Origin of the sequence: Jannaschia halovivens, from assembly GCF_046452375.1 — a bacterium.
Lineage (GTDB): Bacteria > Pseudomonadota > Alphaproteobacteria > Rhodobacterales > Rhodobacteraceae > Jannaschia > Jannaschia halovivens.
In genome coordinates this window covers 1,182,417-1,205,591 of sequence record NZ_JBKFDJ010000001.1, presented here as the reverse complement: position 1 = coordinate 1,205,591, position 23,175 = coordinate 1,182,417, and the positions used below count along the sequence as shown (strand labels likewise).

Genomic DNA, 23,175 nt, shown 5'->3' with positions numbered 1-23,175 from the left:
TGGCCGCGCGGATGGACCGCGTGCTGCGGTTGGAGGCGGGTCGGCTGGTCTAGACGATTCCGGCTGACGATCTGGGTGGAGCAGATTCGCTCGGCGAATGATCCTTTGGGTCCGTCATGCGGCACGGTCGGAGATGGGCGCGGCCGCGGTCGCGCACCGGTTGGGGCGGTGATGCGTGTCCGGATCGCCGGTCCTGGCGGTGGCGTTGACTGACAGGGTCTGACGATACGTCGCCAGGTTGGCGGGTTCCCAGCTGTCTTCGTAAGGGGCGGCCCCGGCCGTGCCAGACAACTTGGTCCGTGAAAGTCGGTCGGCGCCCCTAGGGTTCCTCGACCGCCGGGGATCATGGTGTCGAAGCGCCATACTGGCCTTCTGGAGATTGTTCGTACGAACAATCTTTACCATTCTTCGTACGAAAAATGGTTCTTCGCACCGGATCGCCCGCCGCCCGCTCGGACGTCGATCTCACCGCCCCGCCGTACCTTCGGGGTGTCCGTCGAATACCGAGCGGGTGTTGAGAAAGCGTTGACGTCCGTCAGCCGTCCAGGTGCGCCGCGATCCGGTCATACAGCGCGCTCCGCCGGGCCTCGCCCTCCATCAGAACCTCGTGCCGCGCGCCCTCGACGATCTCGAGCGTGCCCCCGTCCCAGCCGTTCATCCGCACGTGGATCGCGTCCGAATCCACGATCCGCTCGTCGGTGCCCAGCAGCGTCAGCGCGGGCAGATCGGGCGCCGCCATCCGCGCCATCGCGTGCATCTCGCGGAGCGCGGCCCAGAGCCACGACAGCGACGGGCCGCCCAGCGCAAGGTCGGGATGTTCCGCGATCTGCCGCTTCATCCAGGCGAACATCTCGGGATCAGTGGTCAGGAGGTTGTCCTCGAAGGGCTGACCCGCCGGATCGGCCGACTTGCCCGATCCGGGCGTATTGCGCTCGCCGAGGCCAAGCATCGAGGCGAGGCCGGACACACCCCAGCCCATGACGCGCTCGTGCGGGCGCAGCGTCAGGCCCCACATCGGCGCCGAGAACACGGCGCGCCGGAAGACCGATTGCCGCATGCAGGCCCGGAGCGCGATCGCGCCGCCCATCGAATGGCCCAGCACGTGCCACGGACGCGGCAGGTCGGCAGCGCGCGCGATCTCGAGCAGGGCGTCCACGTCACGCTGGTATTCGTCGAAGCCGCCGACATGGCCCAGCCGCCGGTCGCGGGCGGGTCGGGGCGACAGACCCTGGCCGCGCCAGTCGATCGCCGCACAGGCAAAGCCGTGCCGCCCGAGCTGCGCCGCCGCATCGGAATATTTCTCTATGTACTCGGTCCGCCCCTGAAACAGCATGACCGTTCCCCGCGGTCCGCTCTCCCATGTCGCCGCCCGCAGCGTCACGTCGTCCGAGGTCCGGGTCCAGACGCAGCGCGACGGACGCGGCCCGATGGCCACGTCCGCGAAATAGGGGGCGTCGTCCACCGGCTAGAGCTGCGCGCCGAGCTTCATCGCCGTGCCCATGTCGCCATCGACCGACAGCTTGCCCGACATGAAGGCGGCGGTCGCGTTGACGTCGCCATCGAGGATGCCTTTGAAGGTCTCCGCGTCGGCGGTCATCGTGCATTCGGCGTCTTCGTCTCCTTCGCGCACGCCGGCCTGATCGACCAAGATCGACCCCTCGCCGGGGATCACGAACTTGACGGAGCCGTCGAAGGTACCGATCTTTGCCGAGAGCTGGGTGACGGCTTCGTTGATGATGTCGCTCATGATGTCCTCTGGATGACGGATAAGGGTGGATCGGAAACTAGGATGATGGACGCGCGCGTCACCCTCAAGGCCCTCTGCGTCGCCGTCGCGTGTTACGCCACGTCCGCGCCCGTCGCCGCACAGGTGCTGGAGGGCGATGTCGACCAGCTTCTGAACCGGCTCTCGACCCTGACGCCCGAGCATGATGCCGCCGAGGCTGCGCGGCTGGCCCGCGAGATCCAGGAGCGCTGGACCCATTCGGGCAGCGCCACGATCGACCTTTTGCTGCAGCGGGGTCTCCGAGCCATGGCGGCCGAGGATTACCCCCGCGCCATCGTGCACCTGACCGCATTGACCGACCACGCGCCCGAATTCGCTGAAGGCTGGAACCAGCGGGCGACTGCGTTCTTTCTGATGGACCGCTACGGGCCCGCGATCGCGGATATCGAGCAGGTGCTGATCCTGGAGCCACGGCATTTCGGCGCGCTGGCGGGGCTCGGGATCATGCTGGAGCAGCTTGGCGACGAGGCGGGCGCGCTCAACGCCCTGCGTGCCGCGCAGGAGGTCCATCCCGCCGAAGCGAACGTGAATGCCGCGGTCGAGCGGCTGGAGCAGCAGACCGGCGGACGGACGCTCTGAATCCATGACGGATGGTGGACGGGTCACGGCGGTCCTCGGGCCGACGAACACGGGCAAGACGCATTACGCCATCGAGCGGATGCTGGCGCACCGGACGGGGGTGATCGGCCTGCCGCTGCGCCTGCTCGCGCGCGAGGTTTATGACCGCATCGTCGCGATCCGCGGCCCCTCGGTCTGCGCGCTGGTCACCGGCGAGGAGCGGATCGTCGGGCCGCGCGCCGCCTACTGGGTCTGTACGGTCGAGGCGATGCCCACGAGCCTCGGGACCGATTTCGCCGCCGTCGACGAGATCCAGCTCTGCGCCGATCCCGAGCGGGGGCATGTCTTCACCGATCGCCTGCTGCATATGCGGGGGCTGCACGAGACGCTGTTCATGGGCTCGGACACGATGCGCCCTGCGATCCAGCACCTGATCCCCAAGGCCCAGTTCTCCCGGCGCGAACGCTTCTCCGAACTGACCTATACAGGCTCGAAGAAGATCAGCCGGATGCCCGGCCGCACCGCCATCGTCGGCTTCTCGGTCGAGAATTGCTACGCCATCGCCGAGCTCCTGCGTCGTCAGAAGGGGGGCGCCGCCGTGGTGATGGGCGCGCTCAGCCCGCGCACGCGCAACGCGCAGGTCGAGATGTACCAGAACGGCGATGTCGACTACCTCGTGGCGACGGACGCGATCGGCATGGGCCTGAACCTCGACATCAAGCATGTCGCCTTCTCGGCCACCTCCAAGTTCGACGGGCGCCGCATCCGGCCGCTCATGCCCCACGAACTGGCGCAGATCGCGGGTCGGGCGGGTCGTTATACCGAGCCGGGCACCTTCGGTGTGACGGGCGAGGCTGCGCCGCTGGAGGCCGGTCTGGTCGAGGCCATCGAGGAGCATCGGTTCAAGGCCATCGACCGGCTGGCGTGGCGGTCCTCGGCGCTGGAATTCGGCTCGCCCGAGGCACTGATCGCGTCGCTCGAGGCGCCGTCGGGCGATACCCTGCTGACGAAGGGACGCGAGGCCGACGACCTGCAATCACTCAAGACGCTCAACGCGCTCGAAGGTGTCGCGGGGCAGATCCGCGATGCGCGCGACGTCCGCCTTCTTTGGGACGTGTGCCGCATCCCCGACTTCCAGGGCATCAGCCATGGCGAGCACACCAGCCTTCTGGCGCGGATCTTCGACTTCCTGCGCACCAAGGGTCGCGTCCCCGGTGACTGGTTCGCGCGTCAGATCAAGCGCATCGACCGGACGCAGGGCGATATCGACGCGTTGTCCAAGCGGCTGGCCTATATCCGCACCTGGACCTATGTCGCGCAGCGCCGCGACTGGGTCGACGACGAGGCCCATTGGCGCGGCGAGACGCGCAAGGTAGAAGACCGCCTGTCGGATGCCCTGCACATGGCGTTGACCCAGCGGTTCGTCGACAGGCGCACCAGCGTGCTGCTCCGGCGGCTGAAGATGAAGGAGGGCCTGTTGGCCGAGATCGACGACAAGGGACAGGTGACGGTCGAGGGCGAGACGCTCGGCCGGATCGAGGGTTTCCGCTTCCACCAGACCGGGACGACCACGCCCGACGAGGCGAAGACCGTGCGCCAGGCCGCCACGCAGGCTCTGCGCCCCGAATTCCACCTGCGCGCCGACCGATTCTATAACGCGCCCGACACCGAGATGGACTTCACCGAGCAGGGTGGTCTCATGTGGGGCGACCAGGCCGTCGGCAAGCTCGTCGCCGGACCCGAGCCGCTAAAGCCCGGCGTCGAGGCCTTCGTCGACGAGGAGGCGGGCCCCGAGGTCATCCAGAAGGTCACGCGCCGCTTGCAGCACTTCATCGACCGCAAGATCGCCGCGGCGTTCGAGCCGCTTCTGGCCATGTCGCGCGACGAGGCGGTCACCGGCCTCGCGCGGGGTTTTGCGTTCCAGATGACGGAAGGCTTCGGCATCCTGCCGCGCATGCAGGTCGCGCAAGACGTCAAGGCTCTCGACCAGGATGCGCGCGGCCAGCTTCGCAAGCACGGCGTGCGCTTCGGCCAGTTCACCATCTTCCAGCAGCTTCTCCTGAAGCCCGCGCCGACGCGCCTGCGCCTCGTGCTCTGGTCGCTGTCGAAGGGCCTGCAGGAATTCCCCGAGGCGCCGCCGCCGGGCCTCGTGACCGTGCCCGCCGCGGCGGACGCGCCCGATGGCTACTACGCGATGGCGGGCTACCGGCTGGCCGGGCAGCGCGCGATCCGCATCGATATGCTGGAACGGCTGGCCGACATGATCCGCCCGATGGACAGCAAGGGCGGATTCGAGGCGACGGCCGACATGCTCTCGATCACAGGCATGACGCTGGAGCAATTCGCCGACCTGATGGGCGGGCTCGGCTACGCCGCCGAGAAGGGCGAGCGCCCGAAGGCGTCACCCGCCAAGCCCGCGGCCGACACCACGCCGACCGATTCCGTCCCTGAGGCGGCCCAGCCCCCCGAGGGTGAGGTCGCCGCGCCGCCCGCGTCCATGGGTGGCGAACGCCCCGTGCCGGCCGATGAGACGGTGACCGAGACAACGGTCGCGACAGACGCGGATGCCCCGCCCGCCGGGGATGCCGCACCGGAGACCGCAGCGGCGCCAGACGCCAGCGATGCCGCGTCCGACGACCCGGCGCCCATCGCCGACGCCGCCGAGGTCGGGACGTTCTACACCTTCACCTGGGCGCCCAAGCCGCGCCATTCCCGCGGTCCGCGCCGCGAGGGGCAGGGCGAGCGTCCGCGCGGCAAGGGCAAGCCGAAGGGCAAGGGCGGCCCCCGTCAGGGCGGCGGGCCGAAGGCGCGCGATGCCGGGCCGAAGACCTTCGAATCGCGGCCCAAGCGCGAGAAGGCGATCGACCCCGACAACCCGTTCGCCGCGCTGGCGGCTCTGAAGGACAAGTGAGCGACGCGCCCGGGGCGCGGCTTCGGATCGACAAGTGGCTCTGGCAGGCGCGGTTCTTCAAGACCCGCAGCCTCGCCGCGCGCATGGTCGGAGAGGGTCGCGTCCGGGTGAATGGCGAGCGCGTCATCAAGGCCAGCCACGGCATCGCCCCGGGCGATTCGCTGACCTTCCCGCAGGGCAACCGCATCCGCGTCGTCGAAGTTGCCGCGCTGGGCACCCGGCGGGGCCCCGCCGCCGAGGCGCAGGCACTCTATCTCGACCATACGCCGCCGCCGGTGCCCCGTGTCGGACCCCGCCCGACGGGGCGCGATCGTCGCCGCCTCGACGCGGAACGTGCGGCCCCTGAAGACTGAGGCGGCCGCTCACGAATGCGTATCATCGGTTGAACCCGTTCGGCCCCGCCGCTAGACCGCCTGCGGACCGGAAAGGACAACCCGCATGACCTATGTCGTCACCGACGCCTGCATCGCCTGCAAATACACCGATTGCGTCGAGGTCTGCCCCGTGGATTGCTTCTACGAGGGCGAAAACATGCTGGTCATCCACCCCGACGAATGCATCGATTGCGGCGTCTGCGAGCCGGAATGCCCCGCCGACGCCATCCGCCCGGACACCGAGCCGGAGATGGAGAAATGGGTCGAATTCAACCGCAAGTACTCGGAAGCCTGGCCGGTCATCATCACCAAGAAGGACCCGCTCCCCGACGCCGAGGAGATGGACGGCAAGGAGGGCAAGATGGACCTCTTTTCCGAAGCGCCCGGCGAAGGCGGCTGACGCCACGTCCAGACCGCGCCCGATTGGGTCAGCGACGGTGACACTTTCGTGACGCCCGTTTTCGTGGTATGATCCCGAGGATAGCGGGGCCTCTCCGGCACCGCGCGCCACCACCAACTCCGGGTTCGTCTGCCGACCCGGTCGACATGTCAGAACGAACGCATCGACCCCCGGGGCGACCCGGAGGCCGGTCTTCTTGTCGCGATGCGCGACCGGCCGCAGGCCGCGGGACATGCCGAAGACAACCGAAAGGATGCCCATGGCCAAGAAGTCCGAATTCCGCCCCAACGATTTCGTCGTCTACCCCGCGCACGGCGTCGGCCAGATCGTGTCGATCGAGAAGCAGGAGGTCGCCGGCTTCGAGCTGGAGCTCTTCGTGATCTCGTTCGCCAAGGACAAGATGATGCTGCGGGTGCCGACCAACAAGGCAACCGATGTCGGCATGCGCTCGCTTTCGCCGCCCGACGTGGTGACCAAGGCGATGACGACGCTCAAGGGCAAGGCCCGCGTCAAGCGCGCCATGTGGTCCCGCCGCGCGCAGGAATACGAGGCCAAGATCAACTCGGGCGACCTGATCGCCATCGCCGAGGTGGTCCGCGACCTGCACCGCAATGACGAGCAGCGCGAGCAGTCCTATTCCGAGCGTCAGCTCTACGAGGCCGCGCTCGACCGCCTGACGCGCGAACTGGCCGCCGTGAACGACATGGACGAGGACGGCGCCCTGAAGGCCGTGGACGAGATACTGTCCTCGCGGCCCTCCGCCGCCGCCTGATCCGGCGACAAAGAACGACTGACGGGGCGTCCTTGGCGGCGCCCCGTTTTCATGTCCGGGTCAGGCCCCGCTCACTCCCACCACCGGTCGATGGTCGCGATATCGTCGTCGGACCATCCGAAATGATGCGCGAACTCGTGCACGGTGACATGCGCGACCAGCGCCTCGACCGTCACGTCCCCCCGCGCCGCCCATTCGTCGAGGATCGGCCGCCGGAACAGCGTCACTGAAGACGGCGGCTCGGGCCAGTCGACGCTTCGCTCGGTCAGCGCGACGCCCTCGTAGATGCCGGTCAAATCGTAGGCGTCGTCGATCTCCATCTCGTCCAGCAGCGCGTCCGCCGCCCACTCCTCGACGCTCAGCCGCACCTCCGCCGCGGGTCCCGCGAAGGGCCCGGGGAAGGCCGCGCGCGTCGCCTCGGCCATGGCGAGGATCGCGGCTGCGTCGGGCGCGGTCGTCACGAGAGCACGCGGGTCCCGTCCGGCGTCTTGATCCGGGCCGAGAGCCAGCGGTCGCCCTCGGTCACGACGATGCGGGGATCGGGCACGAGACTGTGAAGGATCTCGCGCAACTCGGATGCCTTGGGATGCCGCAGCATCAGCGCTTCGAGGCGCAGGCCCGCATCCTCGAAGGCGGGCGGGCCGGATTGCCATTCGATCAGCGCCGGAAAGCAGCCGTCGAAGGGCAGAACGCCATCCTCGGGCACAGCCATGCGCCAGCGATATTCGCCCCGCTCGAACTGGATCGGCTGCCCCACGTCGGGATGTTCGGCGATGGCGGCGTCGAGATCTTCGCAGCGCGCAATCCAGTTGCCGACCCGCGCCGCGCCCCCCCTTCGGTCGAGGTCGAACCAGCGCGGCCCGTCGGGGGCTTCTGCGTCGGGGTTGATTGCGATGACTTCGAGGTATTCACCCTCGCCCAGCCCCGAAAGCCTGTTGTGCGTCCCCATCCGCGTGTGGTTTCCGCCGGGACCGATGACGTGCCCGAGTTGCGCCTCGACAAGGGCGGCCCCCTCGGACAGCGTGGCGGCCGAGATGGCCAGGTGATCGAAGGATGGCATGACAGCGGACGCTAACCCCCCGGCCCGAAAGGCGCAATTGCGAACCGCCTGCATCGCCGCGCGCGACGGGGTCGGGCGCGAGGCCCGGGCGGCTGCGGCGACCCGGCTCTTCGCGCGGATGATGGACGTCCGCGGCCGGACGATCGCGGGCTACCTGCCCATCGGGTCCGAGGCCGACCCGCGCGGCACGATGGCGGTGCTGAGCCGCGCGAACCGCATCTGCGTGCCGGTGGTCACCGCGAAGGGCGCCCCTCTACGGTTTCGCGAATGGTGGCCCGGCTGCGCGCTGGAACCCGGAGCGTTCGGCGTGTCGGTGCCGGTCGATGGCGGCTGGCGCGTGCCCGATCTCCTGATCGTGCCCTTGGTGGGGTTCGACGCGGCGTGCGGGCGGCTTGGATATGGCGGCGGGTTCTACGACCGGACGCTCGCCGGATTGCGGGACGCGCAAGCCATCGGCCTCGCCTGCGAGGCGCAGCGGGTCGATGCCGTCCCGCGCGAGGCGACGGACATGCCGCTCGACGCCGTCATCACCGAGGCGGGGGTTTATCTGCCGCCCGCCGCGCGCTAGCCCGCAGGCACACGACGACAGGAGCCGCCATGACCTTCGACCGTTCCATCAAGATCGCACCTTCGATCCTCGCCGCGGACTTTGCCGCCTTCGGCGCGGAATGCGAGGCGGTCGAGGCGCAGGGCGCCGACTGGGTGCATGTCGACGTGATGGACGGGCATTTCGTCCCGAATATCAGCTTCGGACCTGCCACCTGCGCGGCGATCCGGCCGCATATCAAGGGCGTCATGGACGTCCACCTGATGATCGCGCCGGTCGATCCCTATATCGACGCCTTTGCGGATGCCGGGGCGGATATAATCACCGCGCATCTGGAGGCGGGGCCGCATATCCACCGCACGCTGCAGGCGATCCGGGGCGCGGGCGCGCGGGCCGGGCTGGCGCTCAATCCGGGCACGCCGGCCGAGGCGGCGGCGGCGCTACTGGACGATGTGGACCTCGTCTGCGTGATGACCGTGAATCCCGGCTTCGGCGGGCAGCGCTTCATCCAAAGCCAGATCGGCAAGATCCGCCGCCTGCGCGAGATGATCGACGACCGTCCCGTGCATATCGAGATCGACGGCGGGATCGATCCCACGACCGCGCCCGATGTTGTCGATGCGGGGGCGGATGTGCTGGTCGCGGGTTCTGCGGTGTTCAAGGGCGGCTCGGTCCGCGAGCCCGGGCCGTATGGCGAGAATATCCGCGCCATCCGCGCGGCAGCCGAGGCGGCGCGGCGCTAGGCGCGGCCGACGGCGCGACCCCGAGCATCGGGCGCCGCCCCAACGACGACAACCGCTCGCACTGCGGCGTCTATCCCGCCGAAAAGCCGCACCGGATCGGGGCGTCCGCATGCGCCGGGACCGTGCACGTGACGGCGCCCCTGCTAGGATCGGCGCCGATTGCCGGCAAGGCGGCCGGTGCCAGCAGGACGAGGGCGGTCAGCGCGATCAATGCGATCGTCAGCCAGTCATGGTGCGGCATTGCGCGGATCTGTGCGGCCAGGTTGGACATCTTGCAGCCTCTCTCCGAGTTCCTCGGGGCAGGGGGCGGGCCGCTCTGGCCCGCGCCGAGGGCCGGGTTTCACCCGACCGTTCATCGCGGGGCGGGCACGACAGGGCCACGACATCGCGATGTCCCGAGGTCTAGCGCCGAGGGTTTAAGAGAGCGTGAACGAAGGGGAAACGTACTTGGCCGTCATACCCCGGCGGGAAGGCGGGTGCCCGAGGCCGCGCTGGCATAGGCCAGTTCGACCAGGCGCATCGTCGCGAGGTAGTCGCGGGCCGTCGTCTCCCAGCGGCCCGACCCGAGCCCCGCGACCACATGCGCCTGGAACGCCTGCACGCTGTCGCCCGCGAAGCCGGGCCGATCCTCGGGGGGCAGCACTTCGGTCGTCTCGCTCGCGCCATGCGCGCGGAGGATCACCGCCCCGTCGCCGCGCAGCGCCAGCGTGCCGTCCTCGCCCTCGAGTAGCGCCTCGCCGAAGGTCCGGCGCGGATCGTCCGTATCGAAATCCACCAGTCGGTTGCCGTCGAACACCGCGCGGCAGCCGCCGCCGTAATCCAGCACGACGAGCCCCGCATCCTCGCCCCGGATCGCGGGGTTCAGGCGGCGCAGATCGGCATAGATGCCGTCCGGCTCGCCCAGCAGGTAGCGGAACACGTCGAGGTAGTGGATGCCCGTCTCGTGGATCAGAAGGCGCGGCATGGTCTGGAAATAGGGCTGCCGCGCGAGATAGGCGTCCGGGCCCTGTCCGTCGCCGGTGCGCAGCCGGAACGTCAGCCCGAGCGGGCGGCCCACCGCACCGTCCTCCAGCAAGCTCTTCATCGCCCGAAACCACGGCTGGAAGCGGAAATTCTCGTGTACGAGCAGGGGTATTCCGGCCGCTTCGGCTTCGGCGGTGATCGCGCTCGCCTCGTCCAGTGAGCGGCAGAACGGCTTCTGGCAGATGATGACCTGCGGACGACAGGCGAGGGCCGTGCGGATCGCCTCCGCATGGGTCGGCGGCGGCGTCGCGATATCTACGATGTCGATGCCGCCCGCGCCCAGCATCGCGTCGAGCGTGGCGTGATCGGCGCCTGTGGCGGGGTCCGCATCGGCGGTCGCGGCCAGATGCGCGCCCGGAACGCGCCCCCAGGCCTCGCGGTGGAATTGCGCGAAATAGCCCAGCCCGAAGAGACCGACGGCGCGGGTCACAGCCGCGTCATCACCGCCGCCGCCGCCCCGGTCGTGTCGAGCGTGCCGCCGAGATCGCCGGTCGTCTCTCCCGCCGCGAGGCAGGCATCGACCGCGGCCTGGATGCGGACGGCGTCGCGCACCATGGCGTCGTTCCCGTGCCGGCGGCCCAGCCAGTCTAGCATCATCCCCGCCGAGAGGATCATCGCGACCGGGTTCGCAAGACCGCGTCCGGCGATGTCGGGCGCGGTGCCGTGGCAGGGCTGGAACACGGCGTGGTCGTCGCCGATATCGGCCGAGGGCGCCATGCCGAGCCCGCCCATCAGCCCCGCGCCCAGATCCGAGAGGATATCGCCGAACATGTTCTCGGTCACCATCACGTCCCAGTCCCAGGGCCGGATCACGAACCAGAGCGCCATCGCATCGACATAGGCGTGGTCGGCGGCGAGGTCGGGATAATCGCCCGCCACCTCGTCGAAGATGTCGCGCCAGAAGGCGAAGGCGCGGAAGACGTTGGCCTTGTCCACGCTGGTCACGCGACCCGCGTGCCCGGCGGCCCGGCGCTCGGCTGCGAACTCGAACGCGAAGCGGCAGACCTTCTCGGTGGTGCGGCGGGTCAGGCGGAGCGTCTCCTCGGCCATCTCGTCGGTGACCGTGCCCCGCCCCTGGGTGTGAAAGAGGCCCTCGGTGCTTTCGCGGATCAGGACGAAATCGACCGCTTTGCCCTCGGGCAACGCGAGGGGGGTCTTCATGCCGGGCACGATGCGCACGGGGCGCACGCCGGCATAGAGGTCGAGCGCGATCCTCAGATCCACCTGCGGCACCAGCTCGGTGCCGTCGGGCTTGCGCACGGCGGGATCGCCCAGCGCCGAGAGCAGGATCGCATCCGACCGGCGCGCAGTGTCGAGCGTCGCTTCGGGCAGGTCGCTGCCGCAATCGAGGAAGCTCGCCGCCCCCGCCGGGCAGTCATGGAACGCGAAGTCGTGGTCGAGGCCGCGGAGCAGGTCGAGCGTCGGGGCCATGATCTCCGGGCCGATGCCATCGCCGTGGAAGACGGCGATGTCGAATGTCTTGGACATGGGGGTTCCTCCGGCGGCACTGTCGGGACCGTAATCAGAGCCCAACGCAAGGACCAGACATGTTCGCAGTCGCCGTCACCATCACCGTCAAGCCCGGCCGGATGCCCGATTTCCTGCCCGCGATGATGGAGAACGCGCGCGCCTCTCTGGGCGAGCCGGCCTGCAACCGCTTCGATGTCGCGACCGATCCGGCGCGCCCCGACGAGGTGTTCCTCTACGAACTCTACGACGACGCGGCGGGGTTCGACGCGCATCGCGAGACGCCGCATTACAAGACCTTCACCGCGACCTGCGATCCGATGATCGCGGCGAAAGACGTGGCGACCTGGTCCGTCCTGCATGGCTGAGCCGTGGGAGGTCTTCGCGATCCGCTACGCCGAGCGGGGCGCTCGGGTGCGCGGCGAGAGCTTCATCTTCGACGACCACCCGGCCGCGCCCCACGGCATGGATTACTTCATGTGGCTTCTGCGGCGCGGGTCCGAGACGATCCTCGTAGATACCGGCTACGACGCGGCCGAGGGCGCGCGGCGCGACCGGCCAATCCTGACCGATCCGGGCGCGGCGCTGGCGCCGTTCGGCCTGACGCCAGAGGCCATCGAGACCGTGATCGTCACGCATCTGCATTACGACCACGCGGGCGGGCTGCATCTCTTTCCGAATGCGCGGCTTCACATGCAGGCCGCCGAGATGGCCTTCGCCACCGGGCCCTGCATGTGCCACGACACGCTCCGGATGCCGTTCACGGGCGACCACATCTGCGAGGCGGTCAAGCGGCTCTATGCGGGGAAGGTCGTGTTCCATGACGGCGAGGCCGAGGTCGCGGAAGGCGTGACGGTCCACCGCATCGGCGGGCATTCGAAGGGATTGCAGGCGGTGCGGGTGCGGACCGAGGCGGGCTGGCTCTGCCTTGCGTCGGACGCCTCGCATTTCTACGAGAACATGCGCGCGGAGAAACCCTTCCCCATCGTGGCCGACCTGGCCGAGATGCTGGACGGGTTCGCGGCGCTCGGGCGGCTGGCCTCGGGGCCGGACCTGATCGTGCCCGGACACGACCCGATCGTGCGCGAGGTCTTCCCGCACGAGGGCGGCGAGGTCTGGCGCCTATCGCACGGGCCGTCGCGGGCGATCCCGGAATTTGGCGCGAATGGCTGAAAAAAACGGCCCCACGCCTACGGGAAACTGGGTATGATGGCGCTAACCTGATCCGGATCGGGCGAATTCGGGTGACACCGACTTGGCATCTCCGGTAAGGAAATCTGACCGGATGCGCTGGTGAGGAGCGCGTCGCCCCGGATGCAACGTCATCCATCGCACGGTTCAACAGGGAGGAACCACATCCATGAAACTCAAGGCAATCGCGCTCGCGTCGACCGCGGCCATCTTCGCAACCGGCGCCCAGGCGCAGGACGTGCTGGAGATGACCTCGGCCTTCGGCAAGAACCTTCCGATCCTCGGCACCGCCGGGACGGATTTCGTCGAGAAGATCAACTCGATCTCGGAATCGGTCGAGTTCGAGCATTTCGATCCGGGCGAGCTGGTCCCGACGCTGGAGGCGCTCGACGCCGTGTCGAACGGGTCGGTCGACGCCGCCTACACGACGTCCGGCTACTGGCAGGGCAAGATCACCGCCGCCTCGCTCTTCGCCGCCGTGCCCTTCGGCCCCGAAGTGGGCGAATTCACCGCATGGATGCTCTATGACGACGGCCACGAGCTGTTCCAGCGCATGTATGACGAGAACGGCTACAACGTTCACGTCCAGCCCTGCGGCATCATCGCCCCCGAGACCTCCGGCTGGTTCAAGAACGAGATCAACTCGGTTGCCGACCTCGAAGGTCTGAACATGCGCTTCTTCGGCCTTGGCGCCGAAGTGATGCAGCGCCTCGGCGTCTCGACCTCGCTTCTGGCGGGCGGCGACATCTTCCCGGCGCTCGAGCGCGGCGCGATCGACGCGACCGAGTTCTCGATGCCGCTCGTGGACGCGCGCCTCGGCTTCTACAACATCGCGAAGTTCAACTACTTCCCCGGCTGGCACCAGCCCGCCACGATGTTCGAGCTGCTGATCAACAAGGATCGCTGGGAGGAGCTCGACGAGCGCGCCCAGAACCAGATCGAGGTCGCTTGTCTCGCCAACATCACCACGAACTACGCCGAGGGCGAGGCCACCAACTTCCAGGCCATGATCGACAACACCGAGCAGAACGGCGTGACGATCAAGACCTGGCCGGACGAGATGCTGACCGCATTCGAGACCGAGTGGACCAACGTGGCCGAGGAACTGGCCGCCGAGGACGCGTTCTTCAAAGAGGTCTGGGACGACCTTCAGGAGTTCCGCGCGGGCTACAAGACCTGGGGCGACACGATCTACCTGCCGCGTCCGCGCAACTGATCCGGCGCGTCGGCGCGGTGTGATCCCGCGCCGACCGCACCTGACGACGATGGGGCCGGGTGGCCATCTGCCGCCCGGCCCCTCGAACGACCGGCCCCGAGGGAGGGCACGACGACCCCGCGCATCGCGCGGACCACGGAGGGACATCCATGAGCCATGCCATTCCGCCCGAGCCCGTCTCGGACGATGCCGAGGCGCCGATCGTCGCGGTCTCGGATCCCGGCGAGGTCGGCCGCGCCGATCACAGCGCCGGCGATCGGTTCATCATCTCCATCTCCAACGTCGTCGCCTGGCTCTTCCCGATCCTGATGATTGCCATCTGCGCCCAGGTCGTTCTGCGCGGCGCGGGCATGAACCAGGCCTGGCTCGACGACGCGCAATGGTGGATTTACGGCGCCGCCGTGCTGATCGGCATCGGCTACGCGGTCACCACCAACAGCCATGTGCGCGTGGACATCTTCTATGACGGCTACGACGCGCCGAAGCAGCGCAAGATCGACATCTTCGGCCTCGCCTGGCTGTTCCTGCCCTTCATCATCCTGTGCTGGGACACCACGCTCGACTACGCCATCAGCTCGGTGAAGGCGGGCGAGGGCTCCGACAGCCCCAACGGCCTGCACCGGCTCTACCTGCTCAAGGTCTTCATGAACCTGAGCTTCCTCTTCATCGCGGCGGCCACTTGGTTCGCCTACGTGCGCAACCTGCGCAAACTCGTGCGCCCGCTCTGGTGGCGCAAGCTCTTCTGGGCCTTTCCCGCCGTCGCCTTCGTCGTGAACCTCGTGATCTACTACACAGCCCTCGGTTTGGTCCTCGCGACGACCGAGGCCACCACCGCCCGCGAGGCGACGCGGCATTGGTTCTTCGACACCTTCGCGATTGGCCCGGAGGAGATGAAATACACCGTCGCCTCCGCTCTGATCGTCACCGTCATCATCATCGGCGCCGCCTATCTGCTGCGCGACAAGTCCGAGGACGCCTGAGCCCATGTTCCTCCTCGAAGCCATCGCGCCGTTCATGACGCTGAACGAATTGGCCGTCCTGGTCATGTTCCTGACCTTCATCTTCCTGCTGTTCCGCGGCATTCCCGTGGCCTTCGCGCTGGTCGGGGTGTCGCTGATCTTCGCGCTCTTCGCCGAGATCTTCCTCGACCCGTTCCGCTCCAGCTTCCGCGACGTGATCGAGTTCGACCGCACTGGCATCGATTACCAGCGGCTCTCGGTCCTGTCGGGGCGGCTCTTCGGCAACATCGTCAAGAACCCCGTCCTCGTGGCGCTGCCGATGTTCATCTACATGGGCCTGATGCTCGACCAGTCGGGCGTGGCCCAGCGGATGATGCACGCGATGCAGAAGCTCTTCGGCGGGCTGCGCGGCGGCCTCTCGCTGACCGTGCTGCTGATCGGCATCATCCTCGCCGCCTCGACGGGCGTCATCGGCGCCTCGGTCACGCTCCTCGGCGTCATGGCCCTGCCGGCGATGATGAAGCAGAACTACTCCAAGCCCATCGCCACCGGCACCATCGCCAGCGCGGGCACGTTGGGCATCCTGATCCCGCCCTCGATCATGCTGGTCATCATGTCCGACCAGCTCGCCATCTCGCTGGGCGACCTCTTCATGGGCGCCCTGTTTCCCGGCCTGATCCTCGGCGGACTCTACATCGCGTTCATCGTGATCTACGGCCTGATCTCGCCCGGCGCGATGCCGCCGCCCGAGAAGACCGAGGAGGTCGGCTGGCCCGTCGTCAAAGAAGTCCTGCTGGCGGTCGTGCCGCCGATGTTCCTGATCCTTCTGGTGCTGGGCTCGATCTTCGCGGGCATCGCCACACCGACCGAAGCCTCGGGCCTGGGCGCGTTCGGCGCGACCCTGCTGGCCGCGGTCAACGGCAAGCTCAGCTTCGCGGTGCTGCGCGACGTGGGACGTTCGACGCTGAACACGGCGGGCTACATCGTGGGCATCTTCCTTGCGGCGAACTTCTTCGCGCTCGTGCTGCGCCGCTACGGGGGCGACGAGATTGTGCAGAACCACGTCCTCGGCGCGTTCGAGAGCCCCTACATGATCGTGCTCTTCATCCTCCTGATCGTGTTCCTGCTGGGCTTCCTGCTCGACTGGATCGAGATCACGATCATCATCATGCCGCTGATGCTGCCGATCATCCTCGGGCTCGAGCTGGCGGTGCCGGGCTTCGACCAGGTGCAGGACCCGAGCGTCGTGTGGTTCGCGATCCTCGTGGCGGTGACGCTACAGACATCGTTCCTGACGCCACCCGTGGGATTCGCGCTCTTCTATCTCAAGGGCGTCTGCCCGCCGGGGGTCACGCTCGCGCATATCTACAAGGGCGTCATTCCCTTCGTGCTCTTGCAGCTCACGGGCCTTGCGATCGTGTTCTACTTCCCCGCGCTGACGACGTGGCTGCCCTCGGTGGCCTACGGGAACTGACCAACCTTCCAGTAGTGGAAGGTTGCGACGCGGTGCCTCACTTGGAACCGGCGCGATCCGGTGCCATGTGGGGGCCAGCACACCGTTGGAGACCACGCATGATCCGCCTTCTTGCCGCCCTGGCCGTCCTCGCCACCCCCGCCGCGGCCGAGATGGCGACGCTGGGCGATCTGCGGATCGCGACGCCGGTCCTGCGCGCGACGCCGCCCGCCGCCCCGGTGGCCGGCGGCTTCCTCCGGATCACCAACACCGGCGCCGCCGGCGACACGCTCGTCGCCGCCGCGATCGCGCCCGAGGTCGCGGGGCGGGTCGAATTGCACGCGATGGAGATGAATGACGGTGTGATGTCGATGATCGAGGTCGAGGGCGGCATCGAGCTGCCGGCGGGCGAGACCGTCACGTTGATGCCCGGCGGGCTGCACCTGATGCTCTTCGATCTGGGCGGACCGCTCGTGGCGGGCGACCGCCACGCCGTCACGCTCACCTTCGCCGAGGCGGGCGAGATCACCCTCGCCATGCCGGTGGCAGGTCTGGGCGAGATCCGCGCCATTTTTGAGGAGGCGGGCGGCATGGGCCATGGTGCCTCTGGCCACGGGAACTGATCGCGTGAGCCGTCGAGTCCTGATCCTCGTCGCGGGCCTAGCGGTCGCCGTCCTGGCACTCGGCGCGGGCATCGCTCTGCGCCAGGTGCTGGACAGCCGAAGTGTGACGCTCGCCACGGCGACCGAACTCGGCGCCCCGTTCGAGCTGGTCGATCATCGCGGTGACCCGATCACCGAGGCCGCGTTCCAGGGCCGCACATCGCTTCTCTTCTTCGGTTTCACCCACTGCCCCGAGATCTGCCCCACGACCGTCTACGACATGGAGACGTGGCTGGGCGATCTCGAGGTCGGGCCGGACGCGCTGGGTGCGTATTTCGTCACCATCGACCCCGAGCGGGACACGCCCGAGTTCCTCGACGACTACCTGACGCCCCAATCCGACCGGATCACCGGCATCACGGGCACCCCCGAGGACGTCTGGGCGATGGCCCGATCGTGGAAGGTCTATTTCCAGAAGCGGCCGCTGGGCGAGGGCGACTACACCATGGACCACTACGCCTCGGTCTTCGTTCTGAACGCCGAGGGCGCGGTCGTCGACCTGATCGCCTATGGCGAGGACCCGGACACCGCCAAGGCCAAGATCGCCGCCGTTCTTGGCTGATCGCCGCCCCGCGCGCTAGGATGCGGCCCGAGGAGGGTCGTGTCATGGAACGGATCGAAGGGATCGGAGGCGTCTTCATCCGCGCGCGTGACCCCGCGGCCCTGTCCGAATGGTACGAGACCCATCTCGGCATCACCGGCACGCCGGGGCAGTGGGCACCCGCCGGAGGCACGACGGTCTTCGCGACCTTCGCCACGTTGGACGCCTATTTCCCCATCGACCGGGCCTTCATGCTGAATTTCCGGGTGCACGACCTCGACGCCATGACGGCCCAACTGACGGCCGCCGGGATCGAAATCCGGACGGACCCCGAGTGGGATTCCGAGGTCGGCCGCTTCGCGCGCATCCACGACCCCGAGGGCAATCCGATCGAACTCTGGGAGTCGTCCCGAACGGTCCGCGACCACGAGGTCGCAACCTCCTGAATACGGGCCATTCCGCGCAGGGGCGGAATTCTCTGGCCTGATTCGCGCTGATTCGCTAACCTGTGCCCAGACCCGGATAACCGGGCGGGCAGAAACAGACATTACAGGCGTATCGATGACGGAAATCGCGCATGGCGCGGTCGTCGCCCTTCCGGGCGAGGCCATTGTATCCCGGTGGTGGCGAACATTGGACAAGGGCGTGCTGGGCGCGGTGGTCCTGCTCTTCGCGACAGGGCTCCTTCTCGGCTTCGCGGCCTCGGTGCCGTTGGCCGAGCGCAACGAGCTTCACCCGTTCTACTACGTCAAGAAGCAGGCGATCTTCGGCGGGCTGGCCTTCGTCGTGATGCTGATCGTCTCGATGATGCAGCCGCAGGTCGTGCGGCGCCTCGGCGTGGTCGGGTTCTTCGTGGCCGCCGCGGCCCTGATGCTCCTGCCGGTCTTCGGCACCGATTTCGGAAAGGGCGCGACGCGCTGGTATTCCATGGGCTTCGCGTCCTTCCAGCCGTCGGAGTTCCTCAAGCCGGTCTTCATCATCATGACCGCATGGCTCATGGCCTCCGCATCCGAGCCGAACGGCCCGCCGGGCAAGTCGATCAGCTTCGGCATCCTCGTGGTGGTGATCGCCTTCCTCGCGCTGCAGCCCGATTTCGGTCAGGCGATGCTGACGATCGTTGCGTGGTCCTCGATCTACTTCGTCGCGGGTGCGCCGATCGTCCTTCTGACGGGCGTCGTGGGCGTGGTCGGTCTGGTGGGCGTCGCGGCCTATCACAACTCCGAACACTTCGCGCGCCGGATCGACGGCTTCCTGAACCCTGAAGTCGATCCGCGCACCCAGATGGGCTATGCCATCGACGCCATCCGCGAGGGCGGCTTCTTCGGCACCGGCGTCAACGAGGGCCGGGTGAAGTGGATCCTGCCCGACGCCCATACCGACTTCATCATCGCGGTGGCGGCCGAGGAATACGGGCTGATCATGGTGCTCTTCGTAGTGGCGCTCTTCGCGTTCATCGCGGCGCGCTGCCTGCTGCGCCTCTGCGTCGAGCGCGACATGTTCATCCGCCTAGCGGGGACCGGCCTGACCGTCCTTCTCGCCAGCCAGGCCTTCATCAACCTCGGGGTCGCGGTGCGGCTCCTTCCGGCCAAGGGCATGACGCTGCCCTTCGTCAGCTACGGCGGCTCTTCGCTCATCGCCATGGGCCTGTTGACGGGAATGCTCCTGTGCTTCACCCGGACGCGACCCCAGGCCGAGATCGGGGACCACCTGCTGTCGAACGGATACCGCTGAGCCCATGCCGCCCCTCGTCGTCATCGCCGCCGGAGGCACCGGGGGCCACATGTTCCCGGCGCAGGCCCTCGCCGAGGAGATGCTGACGCGCGGCTGGCGGGTGAAGCTTTCGACCGACGACCGGGGCGCGCGCTATGCGGGCGGCTTTCCGGACGAGGTCGAGATCGAGATCGTGCCGTCGGCCACGCCGCAGCGGGGCGGGCTCGGGGCCAAGCTCGGCGTGCCGTTCAAGCTGACCTCGGGTGTCATGCGCGCGCTGTCGGGCTTCCGGCGCGACCGGCCGGCCGTGGTCGCGGGCTTCGGCGGCTACCCGTCGATCCCGGCGCTGGCGGCGGCGACGATGATGAAGCTGCCGCGCATGATCCACGAACAGAACGGCGTCCCCGGCCGCGTCAACGAGATCTTCGCCAGCCGCGTCGATGCCTTCGCCTGCGGCACGTGGCCCACGAAGCTGCCCGAGGGCGTCGAGGGGCAGCATACCGGCAACCCGGTCCGCGCCGCCGTCGCCGCCCGCGCGGCCAGCCCCTACATCCCGCCCGGCGATTACCCGGTGACCCTCCTCGCCATCGGCGGCAGCCAGGGGGCGCGCGTGCTGGCCGATTGCGTGCCCGACGCGCTTGCCCGGCTGCCCGAGGCCATCCGCGCCAACCTTCGGGTCTTCCAGCAGGCCCGCCCCGAGGATCACGACCGCGTCGCGGCGGCCTATGCCGCCACCGGCATGGATGCCGAGATCCGGCCCTTCTTCGACGACGTGCCGACCCTGATGGCCGAGGCGCAGCTGGTGATCGCCCGCGCGGGTGCGTCGACCATCGCGGACCTGTCGATCATCGGGCGGCCCGCAATCCTGATCCCCTATCCCCACGCCGCCGGCGACCACCAGGCCGCCAATGCGCGCGGACTCGTCGAGGCCGGCGCCGCGATCCTGCTGCCGGAGCGGAAACTCGACGCGACGAGCCTTGCGGCACAGGCCGAGCTGATCCTGACCAACCCCGACGGCGCGCGCCAGATGGCGCGCGCGGCCATGTCCGTGGCGGTGCCCGACGCGACGACCCGGCTGGCCGACCTCGTCACAGACGTGAGCGACTTATGAACGCGAGGCCGATGAACACGAACGCCACCAAGCTGCCCACCCAACTGGGCCCGATCCACTTCGTCGGCATCGGCGGCATCGGAATGTCGGGCATCGCCGAAGTGCTCCTGTCCCATGGCTACACCGTGCAGGGCTCGGACCTGAAGGCATCGAAGATCACCGACCGGCTGGCCGGGAAGGGCGCGCGCATCTTCGAGGGCCAGCGTGCTGAAAACCTCGAGGCGGCCGGAGTCGTCGTCATCTCCTCGGCCATCAAGCCGGGCAATCCCGAACTCGACGCCGCCCGCGCGCGCGGCCTGCCGGTGGTGCGCCGCGCCGAGATGCTGGCCGAGCTGATGCGGCTGAAATCCAACATCGCCGTCGCGGGCACGCATGGAAAGACGACGACGACCACCATGGTTGCGGCGCTGCTGGATCAGGGTAAGCTGGACCCGACGGTCGTAAATGGCGGCATCATCCACGCCTACGGCTCGAACGCCCGGATGGGGCAGGGCGAGTGGATGGTGGTCGAGGCCGACGAGAGCGACGGCACCTTCAACCGCCTGCCCGCGACTATCGCCATCGTCACCAATATCGACCCCGAGCATATGGAGCATTGGGGCACGATCGAGAACCTGCGCCAGGGCTTCACCGATTTCGTCTCGAACATCCCGTTCTACGGGCTCGCGATCTGCTGCACCGATCACGCCGAGGTGCAGGCGCTGGTCGGGCGCATCACCGACCGCCGCATCGTCACCTACGGCTTCAACGCCCAGGCCGACATCCGGGCCACGGGCCTGCGCTACGAGGGCGGGGTCGCGCTGTTCGACATCGCGTTGCAGGACACGGGCGAGGTGATCGAGGGCTGCCGCCTGCCGATGCCGGGCGATCACAACGTGTCGAACGCGCTCTCCGGCGTGGCGGTCGCGCGCGAACTGGGCGTGCCGAACGACGTGATCCGCGACGGGCTTGCGGCCTTCGGCGGCGTCAACCGGCGCTTCACCCGCGTGGGTGAGTGGAATGGCGTGCCCATCATCGACGATTACGGCCACCACCCGGTCGAGATCGCCGCCGTCCTCAAGGCCGCGCGCCAGTCCATCGACGAAGGCGGCCGCGTCATCGCCGTTCATCAGCCGCACCGCTTTTCGCGGCTCCATTCGCTCTTCGACGACTTCGCGCGCTGCTTTGCCGATGCCGATGTGGTGGGCATCGCCGACGTCTTCGCCGCAGGCGAGGACCCGATCGAGGGCGCCTCCCGCGACGACCTCGTGGCGGGCCTGATCCGCACCGGTCATCGCCATGCCCGCGCGGTGACCGACGAGGCCGATCTCGAACGTCTCGTGCGCGAACAGGCGCGGCCCGGCGACATCATCGTCTGCCTCGGGGCGGGCACCATCTCGGCTTGGGCCAACGCGCTGCCGGCGCGTCTGGCGGCATGAGGGTAAGGGCGGGGGGCCGGCCCCCCGCACCCCCCGCCAAGGGGGCCGTCGGCCCCCTCGGACACCCCCGAAGGTATTTCGGGCCAGAGGACGGAGAGGCGGCATGGCCCTGATCGCCCTCTGCCTCTGGGTCGTGCTCGCCTGGGTTCTTCAGACCGTCCTGACGGCGAAGCAGTCCTGGCCCGCCGCCTACGGCCTGATCGCCATCGGCCTGCCGCTGCTGGCGTGGCTCTGGCTCTCGATGTCGCCGCTCTGGGCGCTGCTCGGGCTTGGGGTCATGGCGCTCGTGCTGCGCTGGCCACTGCGCTACGCGGCCCGTTGGCTGAAGGCGCGGCTGACATGAGCTGGCCGGTCGTGCGCGGCACGCTGACCGAGAACCGGCCCCTCGCGGACCTGACCTGGTTGCGCGTCGGCGGTCCGGCGGACGCGCTGTTCCAGCCCGCGGATGCCGAGGATCTGCGCACCTTCCTGCGCGATCTAGACCCCGCCATGCCGGTCTTCCCCATGGGCGTCGGATCGAACCTGATCGTCCGCGACGGCGGGATCAGGGCCGTGGTCATCCGTCTGGGGCGGGGCTTCAACGGCTTCGAGATCGACGGCGACCTCGTCCATGCCGGCGCCGCCGCGCTGGATGCCCATGTCGCGCGCCGCGCCGCCGCCGCCGGACGCGACCTGACCTTCCTGCGCACCATACCCGGCGCGATCGGCGGCGCGGTGAAGATGAACGCGGGCTGCTACGGCACCTACGTGGCCGACCACCTGGTCGAGATCGAGGCCGTGACGCGCGCGGGCGAGGCGGTTACGATCCCGGCGGCCGACCTGCACTTTGCCTACCGATCCAGCCGCATCCCCGAGGGCCACGTCATCACCCGCGCCACCTTCCGCGCGCCCGAGGGCGACCCGGGGGAGCTGGAGGCCCGGATGACGGCGCAGCTCGCCCGCCGCGACGAGACCCAGCCGACCAAGGATCGCAGCGCGGGCAGCACCTTCCGCAACCCGGCGGGATTTTCCTCGACCGGACGGGCCGACGATACGCACGACCTGAAGGCCTGGAAGGTCATCGACGACGCGGGCCTGCGCGGCGCCACGCGGGGCGGTGCGATCATGAGCCCGAAGCATTCGAACTTCCTCGTCAACCAGGGTGGCGCAACCGCCGCAGAGCTGGAGGGTCTGGGCGAGGAGGTCCGAAAGAGGGTTTTCGAGACCAGCGGCGTGACGCTAGAGTGGGAAATCATGCGGGTCGGAGAGCCCGGACCCCGCTAAGGCCCGTCAG

27 protein-coding genes are annotated in these 23,175 nt (G+C 68.6%); 20 read left to right on the top strand and 7 right to left on the bottom strand.

Going from position 1 to position 23,175, the window contains the following annotated elements; genetic code table 11:
• Nucleotides 1–535: 535 nt before the first annotated feature.
• A complete protein-coding gene (locus tag ACK8OR_RS06115) occupies nucleotides 536–1,462 on the bottom strand; it encodes an alpha/beta fold hydrolase (protein ID WP_410188533.1) in 927 nt (308 codons plus the stop codon).
• Between the two features lie 3 nt (nucleotides 1,463–1,465).
• Complete coding sequence (locus tag ACK8OR_RS06110; protein ID WP_410188532.1) at nucleotides 1,466–1,747, bottom strand: SCP2 sterol-binding domain-containing protein; 282 nt, start codon at nucleotides 1,745–1,747, stop codon at nucleotides 1,466–1,468.
• A gap of 42 nt (nucleotides 1,748–1,789) precedes the next feature.
• Between ACK8OR_RS06110 and ACK8OR_RS06105 the strand changes: the two genes are divergently transcribed.
• The 5 genes from ACK8OR_RS06105 (at nucleotide 1,790) to ACK8OR_RS06085 (ending at nucleotide 6,801) form a co-directional block, all read left to right on the top strand.
• Nucleotides 1,790–2,365: a tetratricopeptide repeat protein gene (locus tag ACK8OR_RS06105; protein ID WP_410188531.1), complete on the top strand. Its 576-nt coding sequence runs from the start codon at nucleotides 1,790–1,792 to the stop codon at nucleotides 2,363–2,365.
• 4 nt (nucleotides 2,366–2,369) lie between these two features.
• Nucleotides 2,370–5,255 (top strand): helicase-related protein, encoded by a 2,886-nt coding sequence (locus ACK8OR_RS06100; protein ID WP_410188530.1) that lies wholly within the window; start codon nucleotides 2,370–2,372, stop codon nucleotides 5,253–5,255.
• The gene (locus tag ACK8OR_RS06095) at nucleotides 5,252–5,608 is read left to right on the top strand and encodes an RNA-binding S4 domain-containing protein (protein WP_410188529.1); all 357 of its coding nucleotides are present in this window, start codon (nucleotides 5,252–5,254) and stop codon (nucleotides 5,606–5,608) included. The genes ACK8OR_RS06100 and ACK8OR_RS06095 overlap by 4 nt, the downstream gene beginning before the upstream one ends.
• A gap of 85 nt (nucleotides 5,609–5,693) precedes the next feature.
• Entirely contained in the window at nucleotides 5,694–6,029 is a 336-nt protein-coding gene (fdxA, locus tag ACK8OR_RS06090) for a ferredoxin FdxA (protein WP_298433988.1), read from the top strand.
• Between the two features lie 253 nt (nucleotides 6,030–6,282).
• Nucleotides 6,283–6,801, top strand: a complete 519-nt coding sequence (locus tag ACK8OR_RS06085; RefSeq protein ID WP_410189873.1) for a CarD family transcriptional regulator — start codon at nucleotides 6,283–6,285, stop codon at nucleotides 6,799–6,801.
• 71 nt (nucleotides 6,802–6,872) lie between these two features.
• Here the strand turns inward: ACK8OR_RS06085 and ACK8OR_RS06080 are convergent, their stop codons facing one another.
• Together ACK8OR_RS06080 and ACK8OR_RS06075 are read right to left on the bottom strand one after the other, a co-directional pair.
• On the bottom strand, nucleotides 6,873–7,226 hold the full coding sequence (locus tag ACK8OR_RS06080; protein ID WP_410189872.1) for a metallopeptidase family protein: 354 nt from the start codon (nucleotides 7,224–7,226) through the stop codon (nucleotides 6,873–6,875).
• 32 nt (nucleotides 7,227–7,258) lie between these two features.
• Complete coding sequence (locus ACK8OR_RS06075) at nucleotides 7,259–7,861, bottom strand: VOC family protein (RefSeq protein WP_410188528.1); 603 nt, start codon at nucleotides 7,859–7,861, stop codon at nucleotides 7,259–7,261.
• Here ACK8OR_RS06075 and ACK8OR_RS06070 point away from each other — a divergent pair.
• Nucleotides 7,860–8,429, top strand: coding sequence for a 5-formyltetrahydrofolate cyclo-ligase (locus tag ACK8OR_RS06070; RefSeq protein ID WP_410188527.1), 570 nt, complete (start codon nucleotides 7,860–7,862; stop codon nucleotides 8,427–8,429). The two genes, ACK8OR_RS06075 and ACK8OR_RS06070, sit on opposite strands and share 2 nt — an antisense overlap.
• A 29-nt stretch (nucleotides 8,430–8,458) precedes the next feature.
• Complete coding sequence (gene rpe / locus ACK8OR_RS06065; protein WP_410188526.1) at nucleotides 8,459–9,151, top strand: ribulose-phosphate 3-epimerase; 693 nt, start codon at nucleotides 8,459–8,461, stop codon at nucleotides 9,149–9,151.
• Nucleotides 9,152–9,221: 70 nt separating this feature from the next.
• Here rpe and ACK8OR_RS06060 read toward each other — a convergent pair whose 3' ends face one another.
• The 3 genes from ACK8OR_RS06060 to ACK8OR_RS06050 form a co-directional block, all read right to left on the bottom strand.
• On the bottom strand, nucleotides 9,222–9,422 hold the full coding sequence (locus ACK8OR_RS06060; RefSeq protein WP_410188525.1) for a hypothetical protein: 201 nt from the start codon (nucleotides 9,420–9,422) through the stop codon (nucleotides 9,222–9,224).
• A 183-nt stretch (nucleotides 9,423–9,605) separates the two neighbouring features.
• Complete coding sequence (locus ACK8OR_RS06055; protein WP_410188524.1) at nucleotides 9,606–10,604, bottom strand: Gfo/Idh/MocA family protein; 999 nt, start codon at nucleotides 10,602–10,604, stop codon at nucleotides 9,606–9,608.
• Nucleotides 10,601–11,662 (bottom strand): isocitrate/isopropylmalate dehydrogenase family protein, encoded by a 1,062-nt coding sequence (locus ACK8OR_RS06050; protein WP_410188523.1) that lies wholly within the window; start codon nucleotides 11,660–11,662, stop codon nucleotides 10,601–10,603. Before ACK8OR_RS06050 ends, ACK8OR_RS06055 begins: the two co-directional genes overlap by 4 nt.
• 59 nt (nucleotides 11,663–11,721) lie before the next feature.
• On the opposite strand from ACK8OR_RS06050, the gene ACK8OR_RS06045 reads away from it, so the two are divergent.
• The 13 genes from ACK8OR_RS06045 (at nucleotide 11,722) to murB (ending at nucleotide 23,165) form a co-directional block, all read left to right on the top strand.
• Nucleotides 11,722–12,009 (top strand): putative quinol monooxygenase, encoded by a 288-nt coding sequence (locus ACK8OR_RS06045; RefSeq protein WP_298433969.1) that lies wholly within the window; start codon nucleotides 11,722–11,724, stop codon nucleotides 12,007–12,009.
• Nucleotides 12,002–12,814 carry an N-acyl homoserine lactonase family protein gene (locus ACK8OR_RS06040; RefSeq protein ID WP_410188522.1) on the top strand — a complete coding sequence of 271 codons (813 nt, stop codon included), beginning with the start codon at nucleotides 12,002–12,004 and terminating at the stop codon, nucleotides 12,812–12,814. Before ACK8OR_RS06045 ends, ACK8OR_RS06040 begins: the two co-directional genes overlap by 8 nt.
• A 187-nt stretch (nucleotides 12,815–13,001) precedes the next feature.
• Entirely contained in the window at nucleotides 13,002–14,048 is a 1,047-nt protein-coding gene (locus ACK8OR_RS06035; RefSeq protein WP_410188521.1) for a TRAP transporter substrate-binding protein, read from the top strand.
• 149 nt (nucleotides 14,049–14,197) lie between these two features.
• Entirely contained in the window at nucleotides 14,198–15,028 is an 831-nt protein-coding gene (locus ACK8OR_RS06030) for a TRAP transporter small permease subunit (RefSeq protein WP_410188520.1), read from the top strand.
• Between the two features lie 4 nt (nucleotides 15,029–15,032).
• A complete protein-coding gene (locus ACK8OR_RS06025; protein WP_410188519.1) occupies nucleotides 15,033–16,481 on the top strand; it encodes a TRAP transporter large permease in 1,449 nt (482 codons plus the stop codon).
• Nucleotides 16,482–16,579: 98 nt separating this feature from the next.
• Entirely contained in the window at nucleotides 16,580–17,083 is a 504-nt protein-coding gene (locus tag ACK8OR_RS06020; protein ID WP_410188518.1) for a copper chaperone PCu(A)C, read from the top strand.
• 4 nt (nucleotides 17,084–17,087) lie between these two features.
• Entirely contained in the window at nucleotides 17,088–17,684 is a 597-nt protein-coding gene (locus ACK8OR_RS06015; RefSeq protein WP_410188517.1) for an SCO family protein, read from the top strand.
• A gap of 44 nt (nucleotides 17,685–17,728) precedes the next feature.
• Nucleotides 17,729–18,109 carry a VOC family protein gene (locus tag ACK8OR_RS06010; RefSeq protein WP_410188516.1) on the top strand — a complete coding sequence of 127 codons (381 nt, stop codon included), beginning with the start codon at nucleotides 17,729–17,731 and terminating at the stop codon, nucleotides 18,107–18,109.
• A gap of 115 nt (nucleotides 18,110–18,224) precedes the next feature.
• Nucleotides 18,225–19,394 carry an FtsW/RodA/SpoVE family cell cycle protein gene (locus ACK8OR_RS06005; protein ID WP_410188515.1) on the top strand — a complete coding sequence of 390 codons (1,170 nt, stop codon included), beginning with the start codon at nucleotides 18,225–18,227 and terminating at the stop codon, nucleotides 19,392–19,394.
• Nucleotides 19,395–19,398: 4 nt separating this feature from the next.
• Nucleotides 19,399–20,484: a UDP-N-acetylglucosamine--N-acetylmuramyl-(pentapeptide) pyrophosphoryl-undecaprenol N-acetylglucosamine transferase gene (locus ACK8OR_RS06000; protein ID WP_410188514.1), complete on the top strand. Its 1,086-nt coding sequence runs from the start codon at nucleotides 19,399–19,401 to the stop codon at nucleotides 20,482–20,484.
• Between the two features lie 11 nt (nucleotides 20,485–20,495).
• Nucleotides 20,496–21,902: a UDP-N-acetylmuramate--L-alanine ligase gene (gene murC, locus ACK8OR_RS05995; RefSeq protein ID WP_410188513.1), complete on the top strand. Its 1,407-nt coding sequence runs from the start codon at nucleotides 20,496–20,498 to the stop codon at nucleotides 21,900–21,902.
• Between the two features lie 103 nt (nucleotides 21,903–22,005).
• The gene (locus ACK8OR_RS05990; protein ID WP_410188512.1) at nucleotides 22,006–22,245 is read left to right on the top strand and encodes a DUF2484 family protein; all 240 of its coding nucleotides are present in this window, start codon (nucleotides 22,006–22,008) and stop codon (nucleotides 22,243–22,245) included.
• A complete protein-coding gene (gene murB, locus ACK8OR_RS05985) occupies nucleotides 22,242–23,165 on the top strand; it encodes a UDP-N-acetylmuramate dehydrogenase (RefSeq protein ID WP_410188511.1) in 924 nt (307 codons plus the stop codon). The genes ACK8OR_RS05990 and murB overlap by 4 nt, the downstream gene beginning before the upstream one ends.
• The last annotated feature ends 10 nt before the right edge of the window (nucleotides 23,166–23,175 follow it).